This window comes from Lacihabitans sp. CS3-21 (assembly GCF_024343675.1).
Classification (GTDB): Bacteria; Bacteroidota; Bacteroidia; order Cytophagales; family Spirosomataceae; genus Leadbetterella.
In genome coordinates, this window is the sequence record NZ_RJUD01000016.1 from 54,224 (window position 1) to 78,912 (window position 24,689).

The 24,689-nt window shown below is 36.1% G+C and carries 21 protein-coding genes and 1 pseudogene; 10 read left to right on the forward strand and 12 right to left on the reverse strand.

Going from position 1 to position 24,689, the window contains the following annotated elements; all coding sequences use genetic code 11:
• Positions 1 to 28: 28 nt before the first annotated feature.
• Complete coding sequence (locus EGI24_RS10960) at positions 29 to 355, reverse strand: single-stranded DNA-binding protein (RefSeq protein ID WP_255048436.1); 327 nt, start codon at positions 353 to 355, stop codon at positions 29 to 31.
• 337 nt (positions 356 to 692) lie between these two features.
• Between EGI24_RS10960 and EGI24_RS10965 the strand changes: the two genes are divergently transcribed.
• The 4 genes from EGI24_RS10965 (at position 693) to EGI24_RS10980 (ending at position 7,099) form a co-directional block, all read left to right on the forward strand.
• Positions 693 to 3,119 (forward strand): TonB-dependent receptor, encoded by a 2,427-nt coding sequence (locus tag EGI24_RS10965; protein ID WP_255048437.1) that lies wholly within the window; start codon positions 693 to 695, stop codon positions 3,117 to 3,119.
• A gap of 73 nt (positions 3,120 to 3,192) precedes the next feature.
• Positions 3,193 to 5,529, forward strand: coding sequence for a TonB-dependent receptor (locus EGI24_RS10970; protein ID WP_255048438.1), 2,337 nt, complete (start codon positions 3,193 to 3,195; stop codon positions 5,527 to 5,529).
• 5 nt (positions 5,530 to 5,534) lie between these two features.
• Positions 5,535 to 6,650, forward strand: a complete 1,116-nt coding sequence (locus EGI24_RS10975; RefSeq protein ID WP_255048439.1) for a PepSY domain-containing protein — start codon at positions 5,535 to 5,537, stop codon at positions 6,648 to 6,650.
• Complete coding sequence (locus tag EGI24_RS10980) at positions 6,647 to 7,099, forward strand: Fur family transcriptional regulator (RefSeq protein WP_255048440.1); 453 nt, start codon at positions 6,647 to 6,649, stop codon at positions 7,097 to 7,099. The genes EGI24_RS10975 and EGI24_RS10980 overlap by 4 nt, the downstream gene beginning before the upstream one ends.
• A gap of 74 nt (positions 7,100 to 7,173) precedes the next feature.
• Here the strand turns inward: EGI24_RS10980 and EGI24_RS10985 are convergent, their stop codons facing one another.
• The 5 genes and pseudogenes from EGI24_RS10985 to EGI24_RS11005 all read right to left on the reverse strand — a co-directional run bounded on the left by EGI24_RS10985 (position 7,174) and on the right by EGI24_RS11005 (position 12,796).
• Positions 7,174 to 7,770 carry an HD family hydrolase gene (locus tag EGI24_RS10985; protein WP_255048442.1) on the reverse strand — a complete coding sequence of 199 codons (597 nt, stop codon included), beginning with the start codon at positions 7,768 to 7,770 and terminating at the stop codon, positions 7,174 to 7,176.
• Between the two features lie 33 nt (positions 7,771 to 7,803).
• Positions 7,804 to 8,997, reverse strand: coding sequence for a cation:proton antiporter (locus EGI24_RS10990; RefSeq protein ID WP_255048443.1), 1,194 nt, complete (start codon positions 8,995 to 8,997; stop codon positions 7,804 to 7,806).
• Positions 8,998 to 9,293: 296 nt separating this feature from the next.
• The gene (locus EGI24_RS10995) at positions 9,294 to 9,659 is read right to left on the reverse strand and encodes a DUF2200 domain-containing protein (RefSeq protein WP_255048444.1); all 366 of its coding nucleotides are present in this window, start codon (positions 9,657 to 9,659) and stop codon (positions 9,294 to 9,296) included.
• Between the two features lie 331 nt (positions 9,660 to 9,990).
• Positions 9,991 to 10,095, reverse strand: a pseudogene (locus EGI24_RS21975) (DUF2283 domain-containing protein); the annotation flags it as partial.
• Positions 10,096 to 10,525: 430 nt separating this feature from the next.
• Entirely contained in the window at positions 10,526 to 12,796 is a 2,271-nt protein-coding gene (locus EGI24_RS11005; RefSeq protein WP_255048445.1) for an aconitate hydratase, read from the reverse strand.
• A 454-nt stretch (positions 12,797 to 13,250) separates the two neighbouring features.
• Between EGI24_RS11005 and topA the strand changes: the two genes are divergently transcribed.
• Together topA and EGI24_RS11015 are read left to right on the forward strand one after the other, a co-directional pair.
• Entirely contained in the window at positions 13,251 to 15,722 is a 2,472-nt protein-coding gene (gene topA / locus EGI24_RS11010; RefSeq protein ID WP_255048446.1) for a type I DNA topoisomerase, read from the forward strand.
• 291 nt (positions 15,723 to 16,013) lie between these two features.
• The gene (locus EGI24_RS11015) at positions 16,014 to 16,712 is read left to right on the forward strand and encodes an NAD-dependent deacylase (RefSeq protein ID WP_255048447.1); all 699 of its coding nucleotides are present in this window, start codon (positions 16,014 to 16,016) and stop codon (positions 16,710 to 16,712) included.
• Between the two features lie 53 nt (positions 16,713 to 16,765).
• On the opposite strand, the gene EGI24_RS11020 is transcribed toward EGI24_RS11015, so the two are convergent.
• Together EGI24_RS11020 and EGI24_RS11025 are read right to left on the reverse strand one after the other, a co-directional pair.
• Positions 16,766 to 17,335, reverse strand: coding sequence for a 50S ribosomal protein L25 (locus EGI24_RS11020; protein ID WP_255048448.1), 570 nt, complete (start codon positions 17,333 to 17,335; stop codon positions 16,766 to 16,768).
• A 2-nt stretch (positions 17,336 to 17,337) separates the two neighbouring features.
• On the reverse strand, positions 17,338 to 18,288 hold the full coding sequence (locus EGI24_RS11025) for a ribose-phosphate pyrophosphokinase (RefSeq protein ID WP_255037217.1): 951 nt from the start codon (positions 18,286 to 18,288) through the stop codon (positions 17,338 to 17,340).
• Positions 18,289 to 18,405: 117 nt separating this feature from the next.
• Between EGI24_RS11025 and EGI24_RS11030 the strand changes: the two genes are divergently transcribed.
• Positions 18,406 to 18,744 (forward strand): hypothetical protein, encoded by a 339-nt coding sequence (locus EGI24_RS11030; protein ID WP_255048449.1) that lies wholly within the window; start codon positions 18,406 to 18,408, stop codon positions 18,742 to 18,744.
• Position 18,745: 1 nt separating this feature from the next.
• Here the strand turns inward: EGI24_RS11030 and EGI24_RS11035 are convergent, their stop codons facing one another.
• Genes EGI24_RS11035 through EGI24_RS11050 form a run of 4 tightly spaced genes read right to left on the reverse strand, consistent with a single transcriptional unit; the run spans position 18,746 to position 21,875 of the window.
• Positions 18,746 to 19,588, reverse strand: coding sequence for a DUF3822 family protein (locus EGI24_RS11035; RefSeq protein WP_255048451.1), 843 nt, complete (start codon positions 19,586 to 19,588; stop codon positions 18,746 to 18,748).
• An 8-nt stretch (positions 19,589 to 19,596) separates the two neighbouring features.
• Positions 19,597 to 20,061 (reverse strand): NUDIX domain-containing protein, encoded by a 465-nt coding sequence (locus EGI24_RS11040; protein ID WP_255048452.1) that lies wholly within the window; start codon positions 20,059 to 20,061, stop codon positions 19,597 to 19,599.
• Positions 20,061 to 20,528 carry a DUF1801 domain-containing protein gene (locus tag EGI24_RS11045; protein WP_255048453.1) on the reverse strand — a complete coding sequence of 156 codons (468 nt, stop codon included), beginning with the start codon at positions 20,526 to 20,528 and terminating at the stop codon, positions 20,061 to 20,063. Before EGI24_RS11045 ends, EGI24_RS11040 begins: the two co-directional genes overlap by 1 nt.
• Positions 20,529 to 20,552: 24 nt before the next feature.
• Positions 20,553 to 21,875 carry a DEAD/DEAH box helicase gene (locus tag EGI24_RS11050; RefSeq protein WP_255048454.1) on the reverse strand — a complete coding sequence of 441 codons (1,323 nt, stop codon included), beginning with the start codon at positions 21,873 to 21,875 and terminating at the stop codon, positions 20,553 to 20,555.
• Positions 21,876 to 21,968: 93 nt separating this feature from the next.
• On the opposite strand from EGI24_RS11050, the gene EGI24_RS11055 reads away from it, so the two are divergent.
• The 3 genes from EGI24_RS11055 to EGI24_RS11065 all read left to right on the forward strand — a co-directional run bounded on the left by EGI24_RS11055 (position 21,969) and on the right by EGI24_RS11065 (position 24,645).
• Positions 21,969 to 22,556, forward strand: coding sequence for a DUF1080 domain-containing protein (locus EGI24_RS11055; protein ID WP_255048455.1), 588 nt, complete (start codon positions 21,969 to 21,971; stop codon positions 22,554 to 22,556).
• A 114-nt stretch (positions 22,557 to 22,670) separates the two neighbouring features.
• Positions 22,671 to 23,720, forward strand: a complete 1,050-nt coding sequence (gene recA / locus EGI24_RS11060) for a recombinase RecA (RefSeq protein WP_255048456.1) — start codon at positions 22,671 to 22,673, stop codon at positions 23,718 to 23,720.
• 193 nt (positions 23,721 to 23,913) lie between these two features.
• Positions 23,914 to 24,645, forward strand: a complete 732-nt coding sequence (locus EGI24_RS11065; RefSeq protein WP_255048457.1) for a DUF3108 domain-containing protein — start codon at positions 23,914 to 23,916, stop codon at positions 24,643 to 24,645.
• Positions 24,646 to 24,689: the final 44 nt, after the last annotated feature.

Below are 24,689 nucleotides of genomic sequence, written 5' to 3' on the forward strand. Positions count from 1 at the left end.
GATTATTTGCTACACTTTTTAATAAGAATTACTTCTTTTCAAAAACATACTCCTCAACTTTAAAAGCTTGAATTTCTGTCACATATACCTTTTGGTTTTGGCTGTTGGTATAGTTTCTGTACACCAATTTCCCCTCTACAAGTACTGATTTTCCTTTTGATATTAACTTTTCGCATTCATCAGCTACTTTGCCCCACGCAATTACATTGTGCCAAGCGGTATTTTTTACTTCTTGGTTGTTTTTGTCTTGGTAGATGTCGGTAGTGGCTAAACTAAAGCTAGCTTTTTTGCCTGTGTCAAACTTCATCACGTTTACATCTGCACCTACGTTTCCGATTAATTTTACTGAGTTCATTTTTTGTTTTGTTTAAAAATTTATAATGTTCGAAACTTCATTTGCTTTGTTTCGATTTGTTGTTGCAAAATTGGGGTGGTGCAGAAAATCTATTCGGTTATTAGTCGTTTGTATTCGAATATAAGCGTTTGTTGTTGGTTATATTATTGAATGTCAAATATTTGTAATTATATTTATTTTTAATTATTGATTTGTTTGGTTTTGATTTATTCAGAAGAAATAATCGTTATTTAAATTTAATCTAAATAATTTTTATTTTTATTTGGAATGATTCTAATCTAGATTTACTTTTGTCACGTTATTTATAAGAAGTCTAAATAAAAATTAAAAAAATCAAATGGTTTCAAGAATATATACTATTTTAATGCTTTTCATGCTCCACTTAACTGTTTTTTCTCAAAAATCGAGCATTATTGGAAAAGTATCAGACAGTTCAAAGCAAGATTTGGTCGGAGCGAATATCATCCTAAAAGGAACCGTAAGAGGAGTACAAACAAACAGCAATGGGGAATTCATCATTAAGGGATTAAATACTGGGAATTATACTTTGGTAGCCACTTTATTAGGTCTAAAGGCGAAAGAAACCAATATTTCTTTAGGAGAAAATGAGGTAAAAACAGTCAATTTTGAATTAGAAGATGAAACATATACTTTAAACGATATTCAGGTGGTAGCCAGTAGAGGTGTGAGAGGAAATGAGCATTTGGCTGAAATAGATAATTACACAATTAATGCAACGAAAAAAAATGAAGTCATAAAACTTGATCATATCAATGCAAATTTGGCGATGAATAATAGCCGTCAGATTTTTAGTCGTACTCCTGGTATTTCTGTTTGGGAAAATGATGGTTCTGGAATTCAATTATCCGTTGCTTCTCGCGGTTTGAGTCCAAATCGATCTTGGGAATTTAATGTTAGAATGAACGGCTATGACATTACGCCCGATCCAATGGGTTATCCAGAAGCCTATTATACGCCTCCTATGGAAGTGGTCGATCGCATCGAAATCGTTCGTGGAGCTTCTTCCTTGCAATATGGTCCTCAATTTGGTGGTTTGATGAATTTCGTACTGCGTAAGCCTGATATTTCTACCAGAATCACCGTCGAATCCCAGAATACTGTCGGTAGCAATGGCTTGTTTAGTACGTTTAATTATATAGGTGGGACAGAAGGACGTTTGAGTTATACGGCTTATTATCAGAAACGTTTCGGTGATGGCTGGAGAGACAACAGTTATTATAACACTGACCATGCTCATGCTGAATTGAGTTATGCAATTACAAATAAGTTTAAAATAGGAGCGGAAGTAACTTATATGACCTATAAAAGCCAACAAGCTGGTGGTTTGACTGACGCTCAGTTTGCTCAAGATGCTCGTCAGAGTGTAAGAAGCAGAAACTGGTTCAGCACGCCGTGGTTAGTACCTTCTGTTTCGGCTGAGTATATTTTCACTGAGAAAACAAAATTAAGTTGGAAAGCATTTGGTGTTGTAGCAGAGCGTAGCAGCGTTGGAAATGTTGCAGCTATTACGGCAGTTGATAATTTCTCTTCAAGTCGCCAAGTTGATAGAGATTATTACAATAATTTTGGTTCGGAACTTAGATTTATTACTGACTATAAGTTTTTGGGGATGAATAACACAGTGGCCAGTGGTTTACGCTACTACAATGGTAATATCGACCGTCAGCAGCAAGGTAAAGGCTCAACAAGTATGGATATGGAATTTAGTGTCGAAGGTGAATATCCGCGTGATTTAAACTTCAATAATATCAACAAAGCAGCTTATTTTGAAAATATTTTTAGATTTTCAAAAAGGTTTTTGATGACAGCTGGAGCAAGGTTGGAAAACATCAATTCTATTATGCAGGGGCGTTTTAGTTTGTCTAATGGGCAAGCCAATAATTTAACACCTATTACCCGTGAGCGTAGCTTTTTATTATTCGGTGGTGGTGCTGAATATCATCTCACTTCGCAAACGGAGTTTTATTCTAACATTTCACAAGCTTATCGCCCAGTTTTGATTTCAGACTTAACTCCTCCTGCTACAACTGATGTTATTGATGAAAACCTTCAAGATGCTCGTGGTTATAATTTTGACTTTGGGTATCGAGGCAAAGTGGGGAATTATCTAAACTTTGATATTGATTATTTCTACGTAAATTATAATAATCGCATCGGTACAATTACACAAACCAATGCCTCAAATCAGCGTTACCAATTCCGTACAAATTTAGGTCGCTCAATTAGTCAAGGTTTTGAAGGTTATGTAGAATTTGACCCCGTAACAGCTTTCTTCAAAACTTCTAAAATTGGTTATGTAAGTATATTTACTTCTTTGGCATATATTGATGCTACTTATAGAGACTTCAAAACTACTTCTGTAGTGAATGGTCAGGTGGTTGAAGGAAACTTATCAGGAAAAAGAGTAGAAAATGCTCCGCGTAAAATCAATCGTTTTGGAATTACTTATAACAAAAAAGGTTTTTCTATGACTTGGCAAATGAGCGATATAGGCAAAGCCTATGCCGATGCTTCAAATACCGAAACTGCCAATTCTGCCGCTACAACGGGTCTTATTCCAGCTTATTCCGTGCAGGATCTTTCAGCAAGTTTCAAATTTTTGAAACATTATAATGTGAAAGCAGGTGTAAATAACCTAACAGACGAACGATATTTCACACGTAGAGCTGGTGGCTACCCAGGACCAGGTATTCTACCAGCAGATGGCCGGACCTTCTATCTCTCAGCCGGTATCAAATTCTAATACTCTCAAAGGAGAATTATTGAATTCTCCTTCTTTTTTAATCTATTGTTTATAATTAGTCTAAATAAAAATAATGAAAAACCTAATATTACTATTCTTTGTTAGTCAATTTGCTCTTGCTCAAACCTCTATCATAAAAGGTAAAATCAGTACTTCAGATGGAAAACCGGCTGAATTTGTAAATATCAGTTTGAAAGGAACTTCCAAAGGAACCATTGCTGACGAAGAGGGAAATTACAGTTTAAACAATCTTAAAGCTGGTTCTTACAACTTGCTTGCCAGTTTTGTAGGCCTCAAGTCTAAATCCGAAAAAGTTGAACTCAAAGATAATGAGATTCTCACACTCAATTTTAGCTTGGAAGAAGACGCCAATCAATTACAAGAACTATTGGTTATAGCCAATCCAAGTAAATATGTTACAGATTATCCTTCTATTTCTTTACGATTGAAAACTCCGCTTCTTGAAATACCTCAAAATATCCAAGTAATTACTCGTCAAATTCTACAAGAACAGCAAATTTTTGATATGCAAGAGGGTGTAATTCGAAATGTAAGTGGTGCTACCCGCTCCGAGCATTGGGAAAATTATGCCAGAATTGTGATGCGAGGCTCTAGAATAGCAGCTTTCAGAAACGGCATGAATGTGACCGAAACTTGGGGTCCTTTAAATGAAGATATGAGCATGGTGGAGCGTATAGAATTCGTAAAAGGACCTGCTGGTTTTATGTTGGCAAGTGGTGAGCCAAGCGGATTTTATAATGTTGTAACTAAAAAACCTACTGGCATTACAAAGTCCGAAGTTGGAATGACCATCGGTAGTTTTGGCACCTACAGGAATACTTTAGATTTTGATGGATTGTTGAGTAAAGATGGTAAAATTCAGTATAGATTAAACCTGATGGGACAATCCAAAGGTACGCATCGCAAATTCGAGTTTAACAACAGAGTTTCTGTTGCCCCGGTTTTGAAATTCCAGATTAATCCAAGAACTTCATTAACTACAGAATACACTTATCAATATGTAAACATGTCACCGCTGGGTTCAGCATATGTCTACACATCAGACGGTCTGGGTACGCTTCCAAAAGGATTTTCTACTTTGGAATCTAATATGACACCAACCAAAATCAACGATCACTCCTTTATTACCACCCTTTCTCACAGTATCAACGACAACTGGAAACTTACAGGTCAATTGGCTTATTTACAGTTTAATCAGCTAGGCAGCAGTCTTTGGCCTAGTAGCATAAGTGGCGACACGCTCAAAAGAGCAGAGTCTGTTTGGGATATTTTAGGGCAAATACGAGTTGGACAATTTTTTGTGAATGGGGATGCGTTTACTGGAAAAATAAAACACAGAATATTGGCTGGTGTGGATATGGGTGACAAAGACTTTTATCATGATTGGAATCAGGGAGGGGCCATTGTGGGTTCATCTCCTTTTATTGTTACTCAACCAGTTTATGGTCAAGTTCCTGCCACTGCATATCCAGTTTATAACAGAATATTGGGTGTAAAACAAAGAGGTGTACATTACAAAAATGTTTACACGGCATTGTATGCACAAGACGAAATCAGACTCTTGAAGGATAAACTAAGGTTAACATTGGCAGGAAGATACACTACCGCGGGAGACGAAGACCCATGGTCAGGCTCTGTAGATGCTGGTAAATTCACACCCAGAGTTGGGCTTAGCTATTCACTGAATAAAAACACAAGTCTTTATGCCGTTGTGGATGAATCTTTTATCCCTCAAGCAGGTGCCACGTTTGAAGGCAAAGAATTTGACCCAATTACTGGAACAAACAAAGAACTTGGGGTAAAAAGAGAATGGCTCAATGGCCGTTGGACAGCTTCGGCTTCGGTATATCAAATCACCAAAAATAATGTACTTAAAGGTGATCCAAATCATCAGTTTTTCTCTATTCAGCTTGGACAAACACAAACTTCTGGAATAGAATTTGACCTAAGAGGACAATTGTTTAGTGGGCTCGATGTAACCCTAAACTATGCCTATACCGATGGAAAAGTAACAAAAGATACCGACGGAAACCAAGTAAATTCACAAATACCTGGAACAGACAAAAGCATTGCCAATGCATGGCTGAGCTATAGAGTACCCACAGGAAAAGTTGAAGGCTTGGGCTTTTCCTTCGGTGCATCTCATGCGGCAGGTCGTTCTGCTTGGTATGCTGAATACGATAAATCTATAGATCCAAGTATGCCAGCCTACACCAGATTTGATGCAGCTACATCATATCAATTTGGCAAATTTGGGGTGGCCGTAAATGCTAATAACTTATTCAATGCGGATGTGTTTTCAGGAGCGTATTATTCTTGGAGCAAGTTCTATTATTACCAAACAGAGGCCCATAGAAACTATCGTTTGAGCATCAATTATAAATTTTGAATTACATGACTCTCAATAAAATTATCCAAAAAATTCACCTCTGGCTCGGTTTATCCACTGGGCTGGTGGTGTTTATAATTAGCATAACAGGCTGCATTTACGCATTTCAGCAAGAAATTCAGGATGCCACTCAACCATTTAGGTTTTCGAAGATTGAAAACAAACCCATTTTACCTCCCTCTATTTTTGAGCAACAAGCACGAAGGACTTTGCCCCATGCACATCTTCATGCCATCAATTATCCTGCCCCAGGCCGTAATGTGGAAGCCATTTTTTATAGTTTCGAGCCAGAGCATTATTATATCATCTACATGAACCCTTACACTGCCAAGGTTTTGGAGGTGGTCAACATGGAGAATAGATTTTTTCATTGGATTCTGGATGGTCACTTTTACCTATGGTTACCGCCAAAAATAGGCCAGCCACTTACTTCTTATGCCACATTGTTGTTTGTTTTCATGATTTTTTCGGGTATCTTTTTGTGGTGGCCAAAAAACAAATCAGCTGCCCGCCAACGTTTTTGGTTTCGCTGGAAAGACATCACCAAATGGAAACGTAAAAATTATGACCTACACAATATTTTAGGATTTTATAGTTCGTTTTTGCTGCTCATTATTGCTATAACAGGTATTTTCTTCGGAATCCAGTGGTTTACATACATAATTTACAAAGCAGCTGGGGGCGAAAAAAAACTTTTGTTCACTGAACCTGTTTCACAGAGAGCGATTAAGACAAATTTTAAAAAGCCAGCCACAGATTTGGTTTGGGAAAAAATGAAAATAGAGCATCCAGATGCAGTTTCACTTGAAATACATACCATAGAGCCTGCCTCAGCCATTGGAGCAAATGTAAATACCAAAGAAGGCGTTTTTTGGAGTATCGATTACAGATATTTCGATCAATATACTTTAAAAGAAATCCATACGGATACTATATATGGAAGACTAAAAGATGCGGATACGGCAGACAAACTCATCAGGATGACGTATGATATTCATACTGGTGGAATCTTAGGCTTTACAGGAAAAGTATTGGCATTTTTGTTTTCTTTGGTGGCAGCGAGTTTGCCAGTAACTGGTTTTTTGATATGGTGGGGTAAACAAAAAAAGAACAAATTATGAATGACGAAATTCTTATAAAAGCACAAAGGATTCTCGATAAAAAAATTGAGGAAAAAGGATTAAGGAAAACCCAAGAACGGTACAAGATTTTGGCGGAAATTTATCAGCGTGAGGACCACGTAGAAATAGACGAGCTTTACCATGACATCATCATTCATAAATTCAATATCAGTAAAGCCACGGTATATAATACACTCGAGTTGCTGGTAGAAATTGGTCTTGTAACCAAGCATCAGTTTGGCATCAAACACGCCGCAAGATATGAAAAAGCTTTCGGCCGAAAGCAACACAGTCATTTGATTTGCATTGACTGCAACAGAGTCTTTGAATTTTGTGACCCACGTCTGCAAAACATTCAAAATACACAAGAAGAATTTAGCGGTTTGGAAATAAAAGAACATTCACTGACCTTCTATGCCAAATGCCAAAGAAAAGAATGCCAAAAGTAGATATCGAATTTTATTTATTTTTTCGAGAAAAACCAGTCCGATAAATCAAACTTTTTTCCAAACTTTCTGAGAAATCACTCTTCAGTTTGTTTTGCCAAGATTCCCCTATCTACGCTTTCATTTAGGAGGTTTTTTGCATAATTCCAAATGGAGGTAGAACCATTTTTAATGGCTTTTTTCTTTTCATAAACTTTTTCGTAACTGACACCAAATTCCGCCCAAGTGCCGCCATTATTTGAAGTATTCTGCAATAAGGGTTCCAATCTATCCATCGATTTGGCAAATTTGGCCTCATCGGAAGTTCCTTCTTCAAATTCTTCCCAAATGGTTATAAACTCCTCTGCTTGTTCCGCAGGTAAAATTCCAAATATTCTTTTGGCTGCTAAAAGCTCTTCTTCGGTGTTTGAATGACTCTTTGTGGTATCGTATATAAAAGTGTCACCTGCATCTATTTCAACAATATCATGGATTAAAACCATCTTCAAGACCTTAAGAATATCTATGGGTTTATCTGAATGTTCGGCCAAAACTAAGGCCATCATCGCCAAATGCCAGCTGTGCTCCGCATCATTTTCGTGCCTGTCGCTATGGAATAACTTGGTTTTACGTTGAATGAATTTCAGCTTATCTATTTCTTTTATGAAGCTTATTTGTTTGAGTAAATTATCCATGTATAATTTTTTTTAGCCCGCTGATTTGCGAATTTAAATATCCGCCTCTACGGTTTTTTCAAGCGTTTTAGTTTTATTAGACATTAAGCCTATCATCATTAAAATGGCTGTCAAAATGATAACCTGTAAGATTAACGACTTATTGGCCAATGATGTTACTTGATTAATAGGTATCGATAAAAATAAGAGGATGGTAATCAAACCTCGTGGGGCAATAAATAGTAGTGGCTTGATATTCTGATTGAAAAGTTTTAAAAATATAAACCTTAAAACTAAAATCGAAAGGGTAATCGCGACCGCCCAAATTATGGTTTCTTGGTTAATCAATTCATGGGTTTCAATTAAATAACCAAACAGCAAAAAAAAGAGAGATCTAATCAGAAAAGCGGTTTCGGAGGTCAATTCTTTGAATTTATGCACTTCTTTGTTTAAGTTTTCAGGCTGAAGTTTTTGTATAAATTTGTAGTTTTTGAGTTCGTCTAAATTGCCAATAAACAATCCGAAAAGGAGAATAAAGATTAATCCTGGTAAATGATATATTTTTGAAACCGCATATATCAAAACAATGATCAGAATAATAGGCAAGAATTTTACATGATGTTTGATTTTACTCAAAAGAAACGCCAATCCTATGGTAGCCACAAATGTGACCAATAAAATAATCAATAATTCTATAATAAAATGTCCTACAGATGGTGTTCCAATGTTATCGTTCAGCGTTATAAAATTAAAAAATATCACTCCAAAAATATCAGATAAACTACTTTCGTAGGTGATGAATTCTTTGTCTTTCGAAATCAGATTTTGAACACTCGGAATGGCTATTGCACTACTAATTACGCCAAAAGGAATGGCATTGGCGAGGCCGTCTTTAAAAGAAATATGCCCAAAATATTGAAAAACAGCTGCAAGTCCAAAACAAAACAATAGCATGGGTAAGAAGGAAATAAGGACAGTTTTACCGATGAAGCCTAGTTTTGATTTATTTAACTCCAGTTCCAAAGAACCTTCTAAAACAATTAATATTAGCCCAACCGTACCCAAAATCGGAAGAATTGAAGATAAATCTGGGACATTAAGCTGAAAAAAAACAGCCCCTTGCCTGACCAGCCATCCAACTGTAAGTAAAAGAATGACCGAAGGAATTTTTGTTTTAGACGAACTAATATCAAATACATATGCCAAGAGAAGTAGTACACAAATAGATATAATTATGGTTGTAGTCATTTGGCATTTATTTTTAGATTAAGCCACTTAAATGGCATTTTTTAGATCGAAAGAGGTCAGGACCTAATTGTTCCTCTGAATGGTCAATATCCCTTTTTTATTTTGTTGAAATCTTTAAGAAACTTAAAAACGATAGCAGCAAAACCAAATAAATGATGCTTCAAAACCTATTTAGAATTTTATCCAAGAAGTTACAGCTATAGGCATCTTATTTAACTATAACCTATTTATTAAATATTTTATTGAATTTTTTTTCATTTTTTTTCAAAAAGATCAACATTGGCCACATGTAAAAATTACTGTCCTCTCAGGATCTTTTCCATTTTACGACCATTCGCCAATTCATCTACCAATTTGTCTAAATATCTCACCTTTTGTGTCAATGGATTTTCAATTTCCTCAATGCGATAGCCGCAAATCATACCGGTTATCAGGCTTGCATTCGGGTGTAAATTGGCCTCAGCAAAGAAAGTTTCAAAAGTAACTTTCGCCTCGATTAATTCTTGAATTTTAGCATCATCAAAGCCAGTCAGCCAAGTTATAACACGGTGCAATTCTTCTACAGTCTTACCTTTTCTAACGACTTTTGTCACATAATGTGGATAAACAGATGCAAACGTCATACTGGCCATTCGTTGATTATGCGTTTCGGAGGTGTTCATATTGAGCTTTTTTGAGGTTTTTCTATCAACTAATTTTAATATAAATATAAATGATTAGGATTTATTTTAATCATTTTTTTGTGGGAGATTCTTTTCTATTGCGTTTGCTTCGGGTTGTGTCAATGTTCCTTAGCAAGTTACTTATATTTTCTTTTGCTTGGGTATTTATTAAGATTCCTATTTCTTTAATTCTATATTTTTGATCTAAAATTTCTTGATACAAAAACAAAAAAATCCCCAGCAAAAAGCCAGGGATTCTTTAAAAAAATAAATTCAGAAATATTACTTCCCATCTTGCTAAACCAGCAGATTTGTATTTGAACTTTGAAAATCAAGCCAATTCGTATTCAACGATATTTGGTTTTGCAGATGACTTAGAGGCATCCAGAATTTCTATTCCTACCAATTGACCATCAACAGAGTAATCAAGAACTACTCCTTACTTTTCCATATCTGACTCATCAACAGGTAAATCAATTAATTTGATTTACAAAATATCTGTTTCCTTATCATATTTTATTTTCATAAGTATATCTCTATTTTTAAGCTTTTGTTTTAAGCTTTATCCAAATTGGGGCTTTTATTTGAATTTTCAAAAATAGTGATTAAAAATTACTTTTTATTTCTTTATCGTTGAGATAAGTTATTCTTAGCGTTTCGCTCTTTGAGAAACTTTGTGGAATTTCTTTGTGTCTATTGTGGTATAACTTTTACACAAAAGACACAAAGGAGTCACAAAAATCACAAAGCTTTATATTCTAAAATATTTGGTATTGCAATTTACTATTATATCCTAGCAGTTATTACCACAAAAAAATCCCCAGCCAAACAGCCAGGGATTCTCCACAAAAGCAAATCCGAAAATATTACTTACCAGCTTGCTCTGCAATGATGTTTAATGCCGCACCAGCTTTGAACCAGCCGATTTGAGCATCGTTATAGGTATGATTAACCACGATTTCGTCTTTCGAACCATCAGCATGGTTAGCTACCACTGTCAAAGGTTTTCCTGGAGCGAAAGTTGTCAACCCTAAGATATCTAAACTGTCGTCTTCTCTTATTTTGTCATAATCTGCCGGATTTGCAAATGTCAAGCCCAACATACCTTGTTTTTTAAGGTTGGTCTCGTGAATACGTGCAAACGACTTCACCAATATAGCTCTTACGCCCAAATGACGTGGCTCCATCGCTGCGTGCTCTCTTGATGAACCTTCGCCATAGTTTTCGTCACCTACTACTATCGAACCAACGCCAGCGGCTTTGTAGGCTCTTTGAACGGTTGGTACTTCGCCATATTCACCTGTCAATTGGTTTTTAACTTTGTTCGTAGCTTCGTTTGCAAAGTTTACAGCACCTATCAACAAGTTGTTAGAGATGTTGTCTAAGTGTCCACGGAACTTCAACCAAGGGCCCGCCATAGAAATGTGGTCAGTGGTACATTTTCCTTTGGCTTTGATCAAAAGTTTCAATCCTTTGATGTCTGTGCCTTCCCATTTGGCAAACGGAGCCAACAATTGAAGTCTGTCAGATTTCGGACTCACTTTCACTTTAACGTTTTTACCGCTTCTTGCTGGTTTTTGGTAACCTGCATCCAGAACATCAAAGCCCAATGGTGGCAACTCGATGCCCAAAGGTGGGTCCAATCTCACTTGTTCGCCTTTTTCGTTTGTCAAGGTATCTTTTTGAGGATTGAAAGTCAAATCTCCAGCAATCGCCAAAGCGGTCACGATTTCTGGTGAAGCCACAAATGCGTGTGTATTTGGGTTTCCGTCAGCTCTTTTTGCAAAGTTACGGTTAAACGAAGTAATGATTGAATTTCTTTCACCCTTTTCAGCTCCATGACGAGCCCACTGACCAATACATGGTCCGCAAGCGTTGGCCAAAACTACACCACCAATTTTACCAAAAGTGGCCAATAGACCATCTCTTTCAGCAGTAAATCTTACCAATTCAGAACCTGGAGTAATGGTATATTCTGCTTTCGCTTTGATATGTTTTTCAGAAGCTTGGTTAGCAATTGATGCCGCTCTGGTCATGTCTTCATAAGAAGAGTTTGTGCATGAGCCTATCAAACCTACATCCAATTTTGCTGGCCAGTTGTTTTTCTTAACAGCAGCAGCAAATTTCGAAAGCGGCCAAGCCAAGTCTGGTGTGAAAGGACCGTTAATTCTCGGCTCCAATTTCGACAAGTTGATTTCAATCACTTGGTCGTAATAGGCCTCAGGATTGTCGATACACTCCTGGTCAGGTCTTAAATATTCTTTGATTCTTCCAGCAGCTATGGCTACATTTCTACGACCCGTTGCAGTCAGATATTTTGCTATTTTTTTGTCAAATCCAAAAACTGAAGTGGTAGCACCTATCTCTGCACCCATGTTACAGATGGTTCCTTTACCAGTTGCCGAAAGTTTGTCAGCACCCGTTCCGAAATATTCTACAATGGCACCTGTTCCACCTTTTACAGTCAACCTACCAGCAACTTCCAATATTACGTCTTTTGCAGAAGCCCATCCTTTCAATGAACCTGTCAATTTAACCCCGATTAATTTTGGCATTTTAAGTTCCCAAGCCAAACCAGCCATTACATCGCAAGCATCAGCTCCACCCACACCAATGGCAATCATACCCAATCCACCAGCATTTGGCGTGTGTGAGTCGGTGCCAATCATCATTCCACCAGGAAATGCATAGTTTTCCAATACTACTTGGTGAATGATACCTGCACCTGGTTTCCAGAAACCTAAGCCGTATTTATTTGAAACAGATGAAAGGAAGTCATAAACTTCTTTATTTGATTCGTTTGCAATTTTTAAATCTTCGGTAGCACCTACTTTCGCTTGGATCAAGTGATCACAATGTACTGTAGAAGGTACCGCTACTTTGTCTCTTTGAGCCTGCATAAATTGCAAAAGGGCCATTTGAGCCGTGGCATCTTGCATAGCTACACGGTCTGGGGCAAAATCAACATAGTCAGTTCCTCTTACAAAAGGTTTATCTCCTAAATTGTCCCACAAGTGCGAATACAAAATCTTTTCGGCAAGCGTCATTGGTCTACCCAATAACTTTTTGGCGGCTTCTACTCTCTCAGGCATGCGAGCATACGCAGCTTTGATCATGTCCAAATCAAATACTTTCATCAGTATATAAATTTTAAAATTGAATTTTAATTTGTCAAAAATACAAATTGATTTCTAATTCGAAATAGGATTTTTTTTATTTTTTTCAAACAAATGTACTGTAAATGAGTTTTTGGCGGAGTAAAATATTGAAAATCAAAATTTTAAAAATTATCTTCTGTGTATATATTTTAAAGATTTTTTTTTGAAAATAGGAAAAGTTAAGAGTTGATATGCTTTTTTTTCGAAATCGATTTATTCAATAAGGACCTAAATAGGAATATTTCAAGATTTTTGAACCATTTTTGAGCCTAATTCTTTATTTACCAATTGTGGTATTTAATTGCTTTTATTGAAGGTTTTCATTCAGTCGAATGATCATCGAAAGACCGATTTTATAAAAAAATTTTCTTTTAATGGCTTAATTGTACTTATTTTGCTGATTAAAGTACGTATTTCATTACAAATTCTATATATGTCTAAAAACCTCGTAATTGTTGAGTCCCCAGCTAAAGCCAAAACCATTGAAGGGTATTTGGGAAGTGATTTTATTGTAAAATCGAGTTTTGGTCATATCAGAGATCTACCCGAAAAAGAGCTTGGAGTAGATGTAGACAAGGAATTTGAACCTACTTATCAAATTTCAGCCGATAAAGTAAAGGTAGTAAACGAACTGAAGAAACTAGCCAAAGACAAGGAAGTATGGTTAGCGACCGATGATGACCGCGAGGGAGAAGCCATTTCTTGGCACTTAAAAGAGGCATTGGGTTTGGACGACAATACAAAAAGGATTGTTTTTAGAGAAATTACTAAAAATGCTATAAATAAAGCCATTGAGATTCCACGTACTATAGATATTGATTTGGTAAATGCACAGCAAGCCAGACGTATTTTGGATAGGTTGGTGGGCTTTCAGCTTTCACCTGTTCTTTGGAAGAAAATCAGAGCGGGAGACAGAAAAAACCTTTCTGCAGGTCGTGTGCAGTCGGTTACGGTAAGAATAGTTGTAGAAAGAGAGCGAGAAATTGAAAGTTTCGATTCAAAGTCTTCCTTCAAAGTTGTTGCTCATTTTTTGGTAGAAAAAAACAAAGTACTATCGGCTGAATTGAGCAAAAATTTTGAAAAAGAAGTTGAAGCTGAGAAGTTTTTGCAGGATTGTTTACCTGCCGTTTATGCTATTGCAGGTTTGGAAGTGAAACCAACCACGAAAAGCCCTGCAGCTCCTTTTACGACTTCAACATTGCAACAGGAAGCTTCGAGAAAATTAGGTTTCTCAGTTTTGCAAACCATGACTTTAGCCCAGAAATTGTATGAATCTGGTAAGATTTCATATATGAGAACAGACTCGACGAGTCTTTCTTCAGAAGCAATGGAAAATGCTAAGGGTCAGATAATCAGTGCATATGGAGAGAAATTTTCCAAGCCTAGAGTATTCAAAACCAAAGATAAGTCTGCTCAAGAAGCTCACGAGGCCATAAGACCAACAGATTTTGCTGTAACTGATGCTGGTGCAGAAAGAAACGAGAAACGTTTATATGATTTGATTTGGAAAAGAGCGATTGCTTCACAAATGTCTGAGGCAATTATAGAAAGGACCATTGCCAAGATTTCGATTTCTACAAGGCCTGAGGAACTTACAGCTTCGGGTGAGGTTATTAAGTTTGAAGGTTTCTTAAAAGTATATTTGGAATCATCCGACGATGAAGATGAAGAAAACAAAGATATGTTGCCACCACTTTCTGTTGGGCAAAGTCTCAATTTGATTCACATGAAAGCTACGGAGCGTTTTACAAGACCTCCAGCGAGATACACCGAAGCGAGTTTGGTAAAGAAACTAGAGGAATTGGGCATTGGTCGTCCTTCTACTTACGCCCCAACTATTTCAACCGTTATTCGTAGAGAATATGTAGTTAAGGAAGACAGGCCTGGTTTTCAGAGAGATTTCAAAGAGTTTTTGTTGAAAGATGGAGAAATCAATAGTTCGGTAGGTTCTGAAAATTACGGTACAGAGAAATCGAAATTGTTCCCTACCAACTTAGGAATAATTGTGAACGATTATTTGGTGGAGAATTTTGAAGATGTTTTGAACTACAAATTCACTGCCAAAGTTGAAAACGAATTTGACGAAGTAGCTGAAGGGAAAGTCTCTTGGCAAAAAATGATTGGTAACTTTTATAATGAGTTTCATACTAAAATAGAAGAAGCTACGGGCGAAAATGGAGCAAAAGCAGCAGGTTCTTACGAACTTGGTGTAGATCCAGATTCAGGTAAAAAAGTATTTGCAAAGATTGGTAAATTTGGGCCTTATTTGCAAGTGGGCGAAGCCACAGACGAAGACAAACCTACGTTTGTTTCTATTAAAAAAGGAACAATGATATCCAGCATGACTTTTGATGAGGCCTTGGCCATTCTGAAAGGTCCTAAGTTGCCTTTGGAGTTAGGCTTGTATGAAGGAAATGCAATAGTGGTAAATGAAGGCCGTTATGGTCCGTATGTTTTGTACAATGGTAAATATATAAATCTTGAGAAAAGTGAAGACCCATTGTCGGTAACAAAGGAGCGTGCAATCGAAATAATCGAGGCTCGTTTGAGCGGCTCAGATAATTCGCTTCCACGCGATATGGCAGAATATGAAGGTCAGGCTGTGGTGATCAACAAAGGTCGATTTGGCCCATATATTAAACATGGAGCGGTTTATTACAACATCGGTAAAACCGAGGATCCTTTAACAATTGACGATAAACGCGTGGCCGAAATAATTGTTGAACAAAAAGAAGCTGCGGCAAAAAAAATCATCAGAGAATATCCTGAAAATGATAAAGTGAAGGTATTAAATGGCAGATACGGCCCTTACATTCAAGTAGGAAAACGAAATGTAAAAATTCCTAAGGGGACTGTTCCTGAGGAACTTACATTAGAAGATTGCTTAAAACTGGCTGAGGCTTAAAAGATAACTAGAAAATATAAAAGCACTGAAATTCAGTGCTTTTTTTATGCCTTTTTTATAACGAAACAAGAACAAATCTTTATTTTTACGACCTAATAATCTGTGTGACTCTGAGTAAAACTCTGAGAATCTTTGTGTTAATTTTTAAACACATAGAAGCATAGATAACATAGTTTTAAACGAAGACTTTGAAAAATGAGTGTAGCGAAAAACTCTGTGAAACTCAAATAAGTAAAGTGATTAAAAAAAAATCTCTGTGCAACTCAGTGAAATTAGATACGCAAAACTATTATGAAAAAGAAATTAGTAGTCTTAACTGGAGCTGGAATGAGTGCCGAGAGTGGCCTGAAAACCTTCAGAGATTCCAATGGTTTGTGGGAAAATTACCGAATTGAAGACGTAGCTACGCCAGAAGCTTGGGTTAGAAACCCGCAAATTGTTCTTGATTTTTATAACGAAAGGAGGAAACAGGCAGTAGAGGCACTACCCAACCAAGGACATCAGATTTTGGTTGAATTGGAGAAATACTTTGATGTTCAAATCATTACCCAAAATGTGGATGGTTTACACGAAAAAGCAGGCTCATCAAATGTTTTGCACTTGCATGGCGAACTATCAAAAGTTAGAAGTGTAAAAAACAAGGACTTGGTTTATGAAATAGGAGCAAAGTCCGTAAAGTTAGGCGATACTGCTGAAGATGGAGGTCAACTTCGACCACATATTGTTTGGTTCGGAGAAATGGTACCCATGATTGAAATTGCCGCTGATATTTGTCTGAATGCTGAAATTTTTATCGTAGTTGGAACTAGTCTTCAAGTTTATCCCGCCGCAGGCTTGGTAGGATATGTGGGCACTGAAGTACAAAAATATGTAGTAGATCCGTCCTTGCCCAACTATTCTTTCAGTACAAAGAATGTAGAATTTATTCAGAAAAATGCAGTTGCTGGTTTGGAGGAATTGAAAGAGAAACTATTATCAAAGAGTTTATAATAAAAAAGAGCCCCAAAATGGAGCTCTTTCTATATTTCTAAGCAATAAATTACTTAAGATGCTTGCAAAGTACCTCTCAATGCACGTGGGATAGTCACACTTGCTACTGGATTAGCTTCTGAATCAAGAATGGTCAATTCAGGAAGATTAATAGATTTTACTTTGATAGCTTTTCCTAAACCTAAGTCTGTAACATCTAAGTTAACAAAATTTGGAATAGCTTTAGCTGGCCCTTTAACACGGAGTTTTCTCAATGTTTGAACCAATTTACCCCCTTGTTTAGCACCAATTGCTGTTCCAGTCAATTTGATTGGAATGTAAGTAGTGATAATTTTGTCAGGTGTGATTTCTAACAAATCCACATGAACCAATAGGTCATTTACTGGGTGGAATTGCTTGTCTTGTAAAATCGCAGTATACGATTTGCCATCAATCGTCAGTTTCACTTCATAAGCTTCTGTAGTGAAAATCAATGGACGGAATAGGTACGCAGGTGCATAAAATGATACTTGCTCTTCTCCGCCATACAGAATACCAGGAACCATGCCTTCAGCACGTAATTCTTGAGCAGCCTGACGACCGAGATTCGCTCTTTTAAACCCTACAATCTCAGTTACTTTCATAATTAAAATGTAATTTGATGTTGATAATTTATAAATAATGAACTAATAGATCCATTGTCTCTGATCCTTCCGATGGCATGAGCAAAAAGCTCCGCTACCGAAATGACTTTGATTTTTGGGTTGTCTTGTTTCAACGGAATAGAATCCGAAACAATTACTTCTTCAAAAACCGAATTATTGATATTTTCATGTGCTTTGTGCGACAAAACTGCATGCGTACAAATTGCTCTTACTGATTTCGCTCCTTTTTCCATAATCAACTCCGCAGCTTTACAAATCGTTCCGCCCGTATCAATCATGTCGTCCACCAAAACTACGTTGGCATCTTTCACGTCACCAATCAATTGCATGCCTGCTATTTCGTTTGCTTTTTTCCTTTGTTTGTCACAGATAACGATATCCGCCTCAAAATAACTAGCAAACTTTCTAACCCTTGATACACCACCAACGTCTGGAGATGCAAAAATTAGGTTTTCAATGTTCTTAGTTTTTAAATAAGGCACAAAAACCGAAGTTCCTTCTAAATGATCAACAGGAATGTCGAAAAAACCTTGAATTTGCCCTGCATGCAAGTCTAAAGTCATAATTCTGTCTGCACCTGCAGCTCTCAACATATTGGCTACCAATTTGGCACCAATTGCCACTCTCGGTCTGTCTTTACGATCTTGACGTGCGTAGCCATAATATGGAATAACAGCTACCACATAATGGGCCGATGCTCTTCTTGCTGCATCAATCATGAGCAACAATTCCATCAGATTATCTGCATTAGGAAATGTTGCCTGACAAAGAAAAACATCACAACCTCTTACTGATTCATCAAAATTTACAGAAATCTCGCTATCTGCAAAACGCTGTATAGAGATTTTTCCTAGTTCCTTTCCATAGTAGTAAGCTACCTTACTAGACAAGTATTTGGAATTCGTGCCTGAGAATATTTTTACTTCTGCCATTTTGATTTTTTTCTCCGAAAAGTTCCGCAAAAGTACAAATAAATACTTCTCATTCATATTTTATTTCAAAAAAAAGCTATTATTTTGCATTAGAATCTATAATAAAAATCAAATCTTATGCAGTTGTCATTAATAGACGAGGTACCAGAGTTTACAAAAACTTATTTTATCGATGTTTATGCCGAAGCTCTTTATGATGTTAAGGCTGAAAAAATGAAGCTAAAAACCATCAATGGACAACAAGTGCCTGAGGATATTAAGATTGCGATTCCTAGTAAATTTATCACAAAATATCCCGAAGGAACTATCTACAAAGTGGATACTAGGCTTGTAAATAAGAAAGGCAAGCGTCCTTATTTTATTGCCAAGAATAGCAAATCTGTTCAGAGGGCTATAGAATATTTTGATTATAATCTAAAAGTCCAAAACGGTTTTGATTATTACCTAAGGAAGTAATTCAAAATTCTACATTGAGAAGCGTAAAGTATCGCTGCTCAGGAACCTCAGAAAAATATTGGCTTAATTTGCAGTTTCTTGGAATTCCGCCAAACTCAAGGGCCTTTAGTTTGTTCTTAATAAGCCGGTAGATGGTGGAAAATGGTGTTATTTCTCCAAAAATTAGCGTTTTTAATTGGCCGTTCTTTTCAATTTCACTTAAAAAATCAGTTAATATTTTAGATTTTAAAGAAACAGCTATAGTTTTTAAGTGTCCTGTTTTGGGTTCTACATAAATAGCCTCCATCCAGCTATCATTAATAATTATCAGATTTTTATTCTGAATCCGATCATGTTTTTCAAAATATTGTAATGCATTAGCAAATGTGTTGGAAAAGCCTATAGGTTTACCTGGGTAATAACTTTCAAACAACTTTATCAAATCTTTAGGAATTAGAACAATAAATTGGTCCTCTCTAATCGGAAAGTTTTCGGTTTGATACTTCTCAACGGCAAGCTCTGGATATTGCAACTTTAAGTATTTTTCGGATAAATCTGGAGTGAAAAAATCTTTTGGAATGACCCCATAAAAAGGGAAATGGACAGTAACATCTATGCTATTCCAGAAATTAGCTTTAAGGAATTCATGTTGATTAATAACAGATTTGAGGTTTTCTTCGAAAGTACTTGGATTATTATTTGTGCCTAAATAATGATCTTCTAACCAAATAGTAGTTTTGGTGGAGGTTTCTCGCAATAAAAACTTCAAACGAGTTTGCTGCACTTCAATCAACAAATCATAATCTTCAATTCGGTCAATTGAAAATCTGTCGTCGATTACTTTAAATACATTTGATGCACTCATAAACAAATTTAAGCCTGAAACCGAAAATTTAAATCATTTATCGATTTTAAATTTGAAAAGAAACCAGGTTTATGATTTGTAGATAGATTTAAAATTTCAGCTTCCGTCATCCATTTAGTTTCTGTAATAATGTCAATCTCGGGATCATATCCAGTTTTATTATCAAAATTTTCAGCAAAAACGCTAAAATATAATTCTATAGCATGAAGCGAAGAAGTTATCACTTGGTTGATAAACAGAAATTTACCTATGGTAATATCTAAATTGGTTTCTTCTTTGAATTCTCTAGTCAGCGTATGCTCTATGGATTCATTATTATCTACTCCGCCTCCAGGAAAATTCCAAAAAACATTGTCAACATTTAGCTTGCTATGATTGACCAATAGATATTTTCCATCTTTTTCAAGAATTCCACAAACCCGAATTCTTGTTTTATTGCCATAAATTCTAATGATATCTTCTGAATAATTCATTATTTTTTATTATTCGAAACGAAAGCGGTTTCATAAACTTCAATCCAATTTTCAACCGTCATTTTCTTCATCAATTCTCCGATTAAATCGTAAGGAATATGCTCTGCTTTCTTGAATCTTATGCAGCTTTTGCCCATGTCTAACTTCTGTGTACTTGTCTTTGCATATTGTTCCACAAACCATTCTAAAAGACTTGGCTTAGCATAGATGCCCATGTGATAAAAACTGATAAAGTTTTTCTGTGCCGCAATATTGACGAACGGAAGTGGGAGTTTTGGGTCACAATGGTAGCCATTTGGGTATAATTCATGCGGGACCACAAAACCAATCATACCGTAATTGAGCATTTCAACGAATCCCTTAGGGATGTTCATTTTCACCACCTCACGTAGTTTTTGAATCGCATCATGATAATTTTCCGACACATTTGCTACGTACTCGTCTACAGATTTTTCTAAATTTTTCATATGAATAATGACTTTATAAAAAATTTAAAGTTTTCGTTCTTTTTTATAAGCTTTACCGTATTTTGCCTTTTTCTCGGCTTCTATATCACGTCTTTTGTTTACCTTTTTATTCTTTTCGGCTTTTTCATGAAATGCTGGCCCAACTTCTATTTTTTTCTTTGGAGCTAAGATTTTCATTTCAATTTTTTCCATTTCAAAAGGCATTAGGCTATCAGAAATCTCCAAATAAATGGGCGTCTCACCAATGGCTACTTTGTAGTTCATCAATGTTTCTATTTCGTCAAAGAGTTCCTGCTCTTTTTCAGAAATTAAACTGATAGATATTCCTTTTTCATTTCCTCTGCCAGTGCGACCTATTCGGTGGATATAATCCTCGGCCACTTCAGGGATATCCACATTAATCACATGGCTAATTTTGGGTATATCCAATCCTCTAGATCCCAAATCTGTGGCTATCAAGGTTCTGATTTCGCCTTTCGTAAAACTTTCTAATACTCTAAATCTGTAATTTTGCGATTTATTGGAATGTATCACTTCTATGCTTTCAACCTCCCTCATTTTTAGTTCTTCATAAAGGGCATCTGCTAAAACCTTGTTTCCTACAAACACCAAGTTTTTGGTCATTTGGCTATCGTTGGCAAGAAGTACTTCCAAGAAATTTATTTTTGTTCTGAAGTTTGGAATGAAATAGGCTCTTTGTTCAATATTCTGATGGGGAGTACCCACTGCTACGTCTTCAATTATTTCGGGTGATTTAAAAGTATCCTCTAATAAATCCTCTACTTCTTCAGAAATGGTAGCTGAAAAAAGTAAGTTTTGACGTTTTTCGGGAATTTTATCAAAAATGGTTTCTAGCTGAGGTCTAAAGCCCAAGTCTAGCATCATGTCAAACTCATCAATAACTAGTTTTTTGATGTTTTTCACTTTTAAAGCACCACTGGCTGCTAAGTCTATGAACCTACCAGGGGTAGCCACCAATAAATCACAACCTTGGGCAAGCTCTAAAACTTGTGTTTTGATGTTTACACCACCATAAACCCCAACGCAATCAAAACTTATGTAAGTGGCAAGTTTTTTGGCAGTTTCCAAAACTTGAACAACAAGCTCTCTTGTAGGCACTAAAATGACTATTTGCGGAAGTTTATCTTTAGAAAATGTCCACATACGCATCAAAGGAAGTAAGTATGCCAAAGTTTTTCCAGTGCCTGTTTGTGCTATGCCGCCCATGTCTTTGCCTGACATCACAATAGAAAAAACTTTGCTTTGTATAGATGTTGGAGAATCTAGGCCTAGGTCTTCCAATGCATTTAGTAAAGACTTATTAAGATTCAAATCACTGAATTTCATTTTTTATTTTAATATTTAAATACAAAAGTAATTTTTAGATTTAAATTTCTTGCCTAATTTTAAACTTCAAGAAATTAAACCTTAAGAAATATAATGAAAAAACTTCTGATTCTGTTAATTCCAATTTTTAGTTTTGCTCAAAAGCCAAAACCTGTCAATCTTTTCAATGGCAAAGATTTGTCTGGATGGGAGATTTTTGGTACCGAGAAGTGGTATGTTGAAAAGAAAAATTTGATTTGCGAAAGTGGGCCAGATAAAGGCTACGGGTATTTGGCAACCACCCAGAAATTCAAGGACTTTGAGCTTACGGTGATGTTTAAGCCATTGGCCAATGGCAATAGTGGCGTGTTTTTTCATTCTGATATTGTGGGAACAAAAGTATCGGGCTGGCAAGCAGAAGTAGCACCTCCTGGAAGTTTTTCTGGCGGAATTTATGAATCTTACAAAAGAGGCTGGTTGATTAAGCCGCCCAAAGAAATCGATAATGTTAAAATGAACGAATGGAACACTATGAAAATCAAAGTAGTAGGAACCGAAGTGACTACCTGGGTAAATGGTAAACAAATGATTTATTTGAATGACCCAGCTATTGGAGTAGTAGACGGTAAAATAGCTTTGCAAATACATGATGGAGGTGGAATCAGGGTGGAATGGAAGAAGATTAAAATTGCTAAATTGTAATTTAGTTGATTTTAATTAATTAATTATCAATAGATTGTATTTAATGCTAATTTTTGTAGCAGAATTTTACTAAAAAATTTATATAACTTTGTATTAAACTTTAAACTGAAAAAAATGGCAGCTGAGAGCTCGGATAGACTTAAGATATTGCAATCTACATTAGATAAATTAGATAAAGCTTACGGTAAGGGTACCGTAATGAGGCTGAGTGATACCAAAGTTATGGATGTTCCTGTAATATCTACGGGTTCATTGGGATTAGATTTGGCACTTGGTGTTGGGGGATTTCCGAAAGGTAGAGTTGTGGAGATTTATGGACCTGAATCTTCCGGTAAAACTACTTTGGCCATGCATGCAATAGCTGAAGCACAGAAGAAAGGAGGAATTGCTGCATTTATTGATGCAGAACATGCATTCGATAGAGGCTACGCCGAAAAATTAGGAATAGATACAAAGAATTTGTTGATTTCGCAGCCAGATTATGGTGAGCAAGCATTAGAAATTGCAGAGCATTTGATTTCTTCGGGAGCCATTGATATTTGTGTAATTGACTCAGTAGCGGCTTTGGTTCCTAAAGCAGAGCTTGAAGGCGAAATGGGAGACAGCAAGATGGGTCTACAAGCTCGTTTGATGTCTCAAGCGTTGAGAAAGCTCACGGGTACGATTAACAAAACAGGTTGTTGTTGTATATTTATCAACCAACTTAGAGATAAAATCGGAGTTATGTTTGGTAGTCCTGAAACCACAACGGGTGGTAATGCTTTGAAATTTTATGCTTCCGTAAGAATTGATATTAGAAGAATTGGGCAGATCAAAGATAATGATGCGAACATTATAGGTAACCGCACAAAGGTTAAAGTCGTAAAAAACAAAGTTGCACCACCTTTTAAAGTTATCGAATTTGATATAATGTATGGTGAAGGAATTTCTAAGTCTGGAGAGGTTTTAGACTTAGCTGTAGATTTGGAAATCGTGAAAAAATCAGGCTCATGGTTTTCATATGCTGATAACAAACTGGGTCAAGGTAGAGATTCAGTAAAAGGTTTGATTAAAGACAATCCAGAGCTCATGGCTGATATTGAAGAGAAAATTAAGGCCACTGTTGCTGGAAATTCAGACGCATTGATGGATAAAAATGTTAGTGAAGAAGATTTGAACGTATAGAACTTTGTTTATTGTCATAGATAAAAGATGCCTCATTGGAGGCATTTTTTATTTATTAATGGTTCAAATGATGGATTTTGCTTATTGGCTAAATATTTAATTTTAACTTTGTGCGTTTCTTTTAAATTATCTCAGGTTAATGTTGAATTCAAAATATTTTATTATAATCTTATTTTTCTGCTCATTTACTTTTATGGGAGATTTTAGAACTATTCAAAATGATAGTTTTAAAGCAGGTGAATCATATGACTATAAAGTAAAGTATGGTTTTTTGACCATCGGAGAGGCAGAAGTTGATGTGGACGAGAAAATTTATGCTGTAAATAACAGACCCTGTTTTAAAGTCAATGTGGTTGGTAAAACAGCGGGCCTTACAGACGTTTTCAAAGTGAGAAATACTTATAGAAGCTATGTGGACACGTTGGCGTTTATTCCGCATAGATTCATATATAGTGCAAGAGAAAATAGTTACAAAAGAGATCAAGTAATTAATTTTGACCATCAAAAGAATGAAGTAGTGAAAGTTGAAAAGGAACAATCAAAAACTTTTGCTGTGCCTAATAATATTCAAGATGTAATCTCAGGATATTATTTTCTAAGAACGGTAGATTTTTCAAAATTCACGATTGGTCAAACTATCACATCGCCATTGTTTTTTGATGAGGATCTTTACAGTATGAAAATTAAATATGCTGGGAAAGGCATTATTCATACAAGATTCGGAAAGATTCGAGTGCTGAAATTGAACCCTATTTTACCCAAAAATGATCTTTTCAAAGGAGAGAATGCCATACGTATTTGGGTTTCAGATGACAGAAATCGGGTGCCTCTAAAAATTGAAATAGATTTTTCTTTTGGCACCATCGATATGGAAATTAAAAACTACAAGGGTGTTAAGTATCCCTTTGTTTGGAAAGTCGCTTAGTTTCTCCCCAGTTATCATCACAATTACTGTGTTTTTTATGCCTT

What these genes read in the sequence shown, in the direction of transcription:
- EGI24_RS10960 (WP_255048436.1), bottom strand. Translation starts at nt 355, where the DNA reads ATGAACTCAGTAAAATTAATCGGAAACGTAGGTGCAGATGTAAACGTG.
- EGI24_RS10965 (WP_255048437.1), top strand. Translation starts at nt 693, where the DNA reads ATGGTTTCAAGAATATATACTATTTTAATGCTTTTCATGCTCCACTTA.
- EGI24_RS10970 (WP_255048438.1), top strand. Translation starts at nt 3,193, where the DNA reads ATGAAAAACCTAATATTACTATTCTTTGTTAGTCAATTTGCTCTTGCT.
- EGI24_RS10975 (WP_255048439.1), top strand. Translation starts at nt 5,535, where the DNA reads ATGACTCTCAATAAAATTATCCAAAAAATTCACCTCTGGCTCGGTTTA.
- EGI24_RS10980 (WP_255048440.1), top strand. Translation starts at nt 6,647, where the DNA reads ATGAATGACGAAATTCTTATAAAAGCACAAAGGATTCTCGATAAAAAA.
- EGI24_RS10985 (WP_255048442.1), bottom strand. Translation starts at nt 7,770, where the DNA reads ATGGATAATTTACTCAAACAAATAAGCTTCATAAAAGAAATAGATAAG.
- EGI24_RS10990 (WP_255048443.1), bottom strand. Translation starts at nt 8,997, where the DNA reads ATGACTACAACCATAATTATATCTATTTGTGTACTACTTCTCTTGGCA.
- EGI24_RS10995 (WP_255048444.1), bottom strand. Translation starts at nt 9,659, where the DNA reads ATGAACACCTCCGAAACGCATAATCAACGAATGGCCAGTATGACGTTT.
- EGI24_RS11005 (WP_255048445.1), bottom strand. Translation starts at nt 12,796, where the DNA reads ATGAAAGTATTTGATTTGGACATGATCAAAGCTGCGTATGCTCGCATG.
- topA (WP_255048446.1), top strand. Translation starts at nt 13,251, where the DNA reads ATGTCTAAAAACCTCGTAATTGTTGAGTCCCCAGCTAAAGCCAAAACC.
- EGI24_RS11015 (WP_255048447.1), top strand. Translation starts at nt 16,014, where the DNA reads ATGAAAAAGAAATTAGTAGTCTTAACTGGAGCTGGAATGAGTGCCGAG.
- EGI24_RS11020 (WP_255048448.1), bottom strand. Translation starts at nt 17,335, where the DNA reads ATGAAAGTAACTGAGATTGTAGGGTTTAAAAGAGCGAATCTCGGTCGT.
- EGI24_RS11025 (WP_255037217.1), bottom strand. Translation starts at nt 18,288, where the DNA reads ATGGCAGAAGTAAAAATATTCTCAGGCACGAATTCCAAATACTTGTCT.
- EGI24_RS11030 (WP_255048449.1), top strand. Translation starts at nt 18,406, where the DNA reads ATGCAGTTGTCATTAATAGACGAGGTACCAGAGTTTACAAAAACTTAT.
- EGI24_RS11035 (WP_255048451.1), bottom strand. Translation starts at nt 19,588, where the DNA reads ATGAGTGCATCAAATGTATTTAAAGTAATCGACGACAGATTTTCAATT.
- EGI24_RS11040 (WP_255048452.1), bottom strand. Translation starts at nt 20,061, where the DNA reads ATGAATTATTCAGAAGATATCATTAGAATTTATGGCAATAAAACAAGA.
- EGI24_RS11045 (WP_255048453.1), bottom strand. Translation starts at nt 20,528, where the DNA reads ATGAAAAATTTAGAAAAATCTGTAGACGAGTACGTAGCAAATGTGTCG.
- EGI24_RS11050 (WP_255048454.1), bottom strand. Translation starts at nt 21,875, where the DNA reads ATGAAATTCAGTGATTTGAATCTTAATAAGTCTTTACTAAATGCATTG.
- EGI24_RS11055 (WP_255048455.1), top strand. Translation starts at nt 21,969, where the DNA reads ATGAAAAAACTTCTGATTCTGTTAATTCCAATTTTTAGTTTTGCTCAA.
- recA (WP_255048456.1), top strand. Translation starts at nt 22,671, where the DNA reads ATGGCAGCTGAGAGCTCGGATAGACTTAAGATATTGCAATCTACATTA.
- EGI24_RS11065 (WP_255048457.1), top strand. Translation starts at nt 23,914, where the DNA reads ATGGGAGATTTTAGAACTATTCAAAATGATAGTTTTAAAGCAGGTGAA.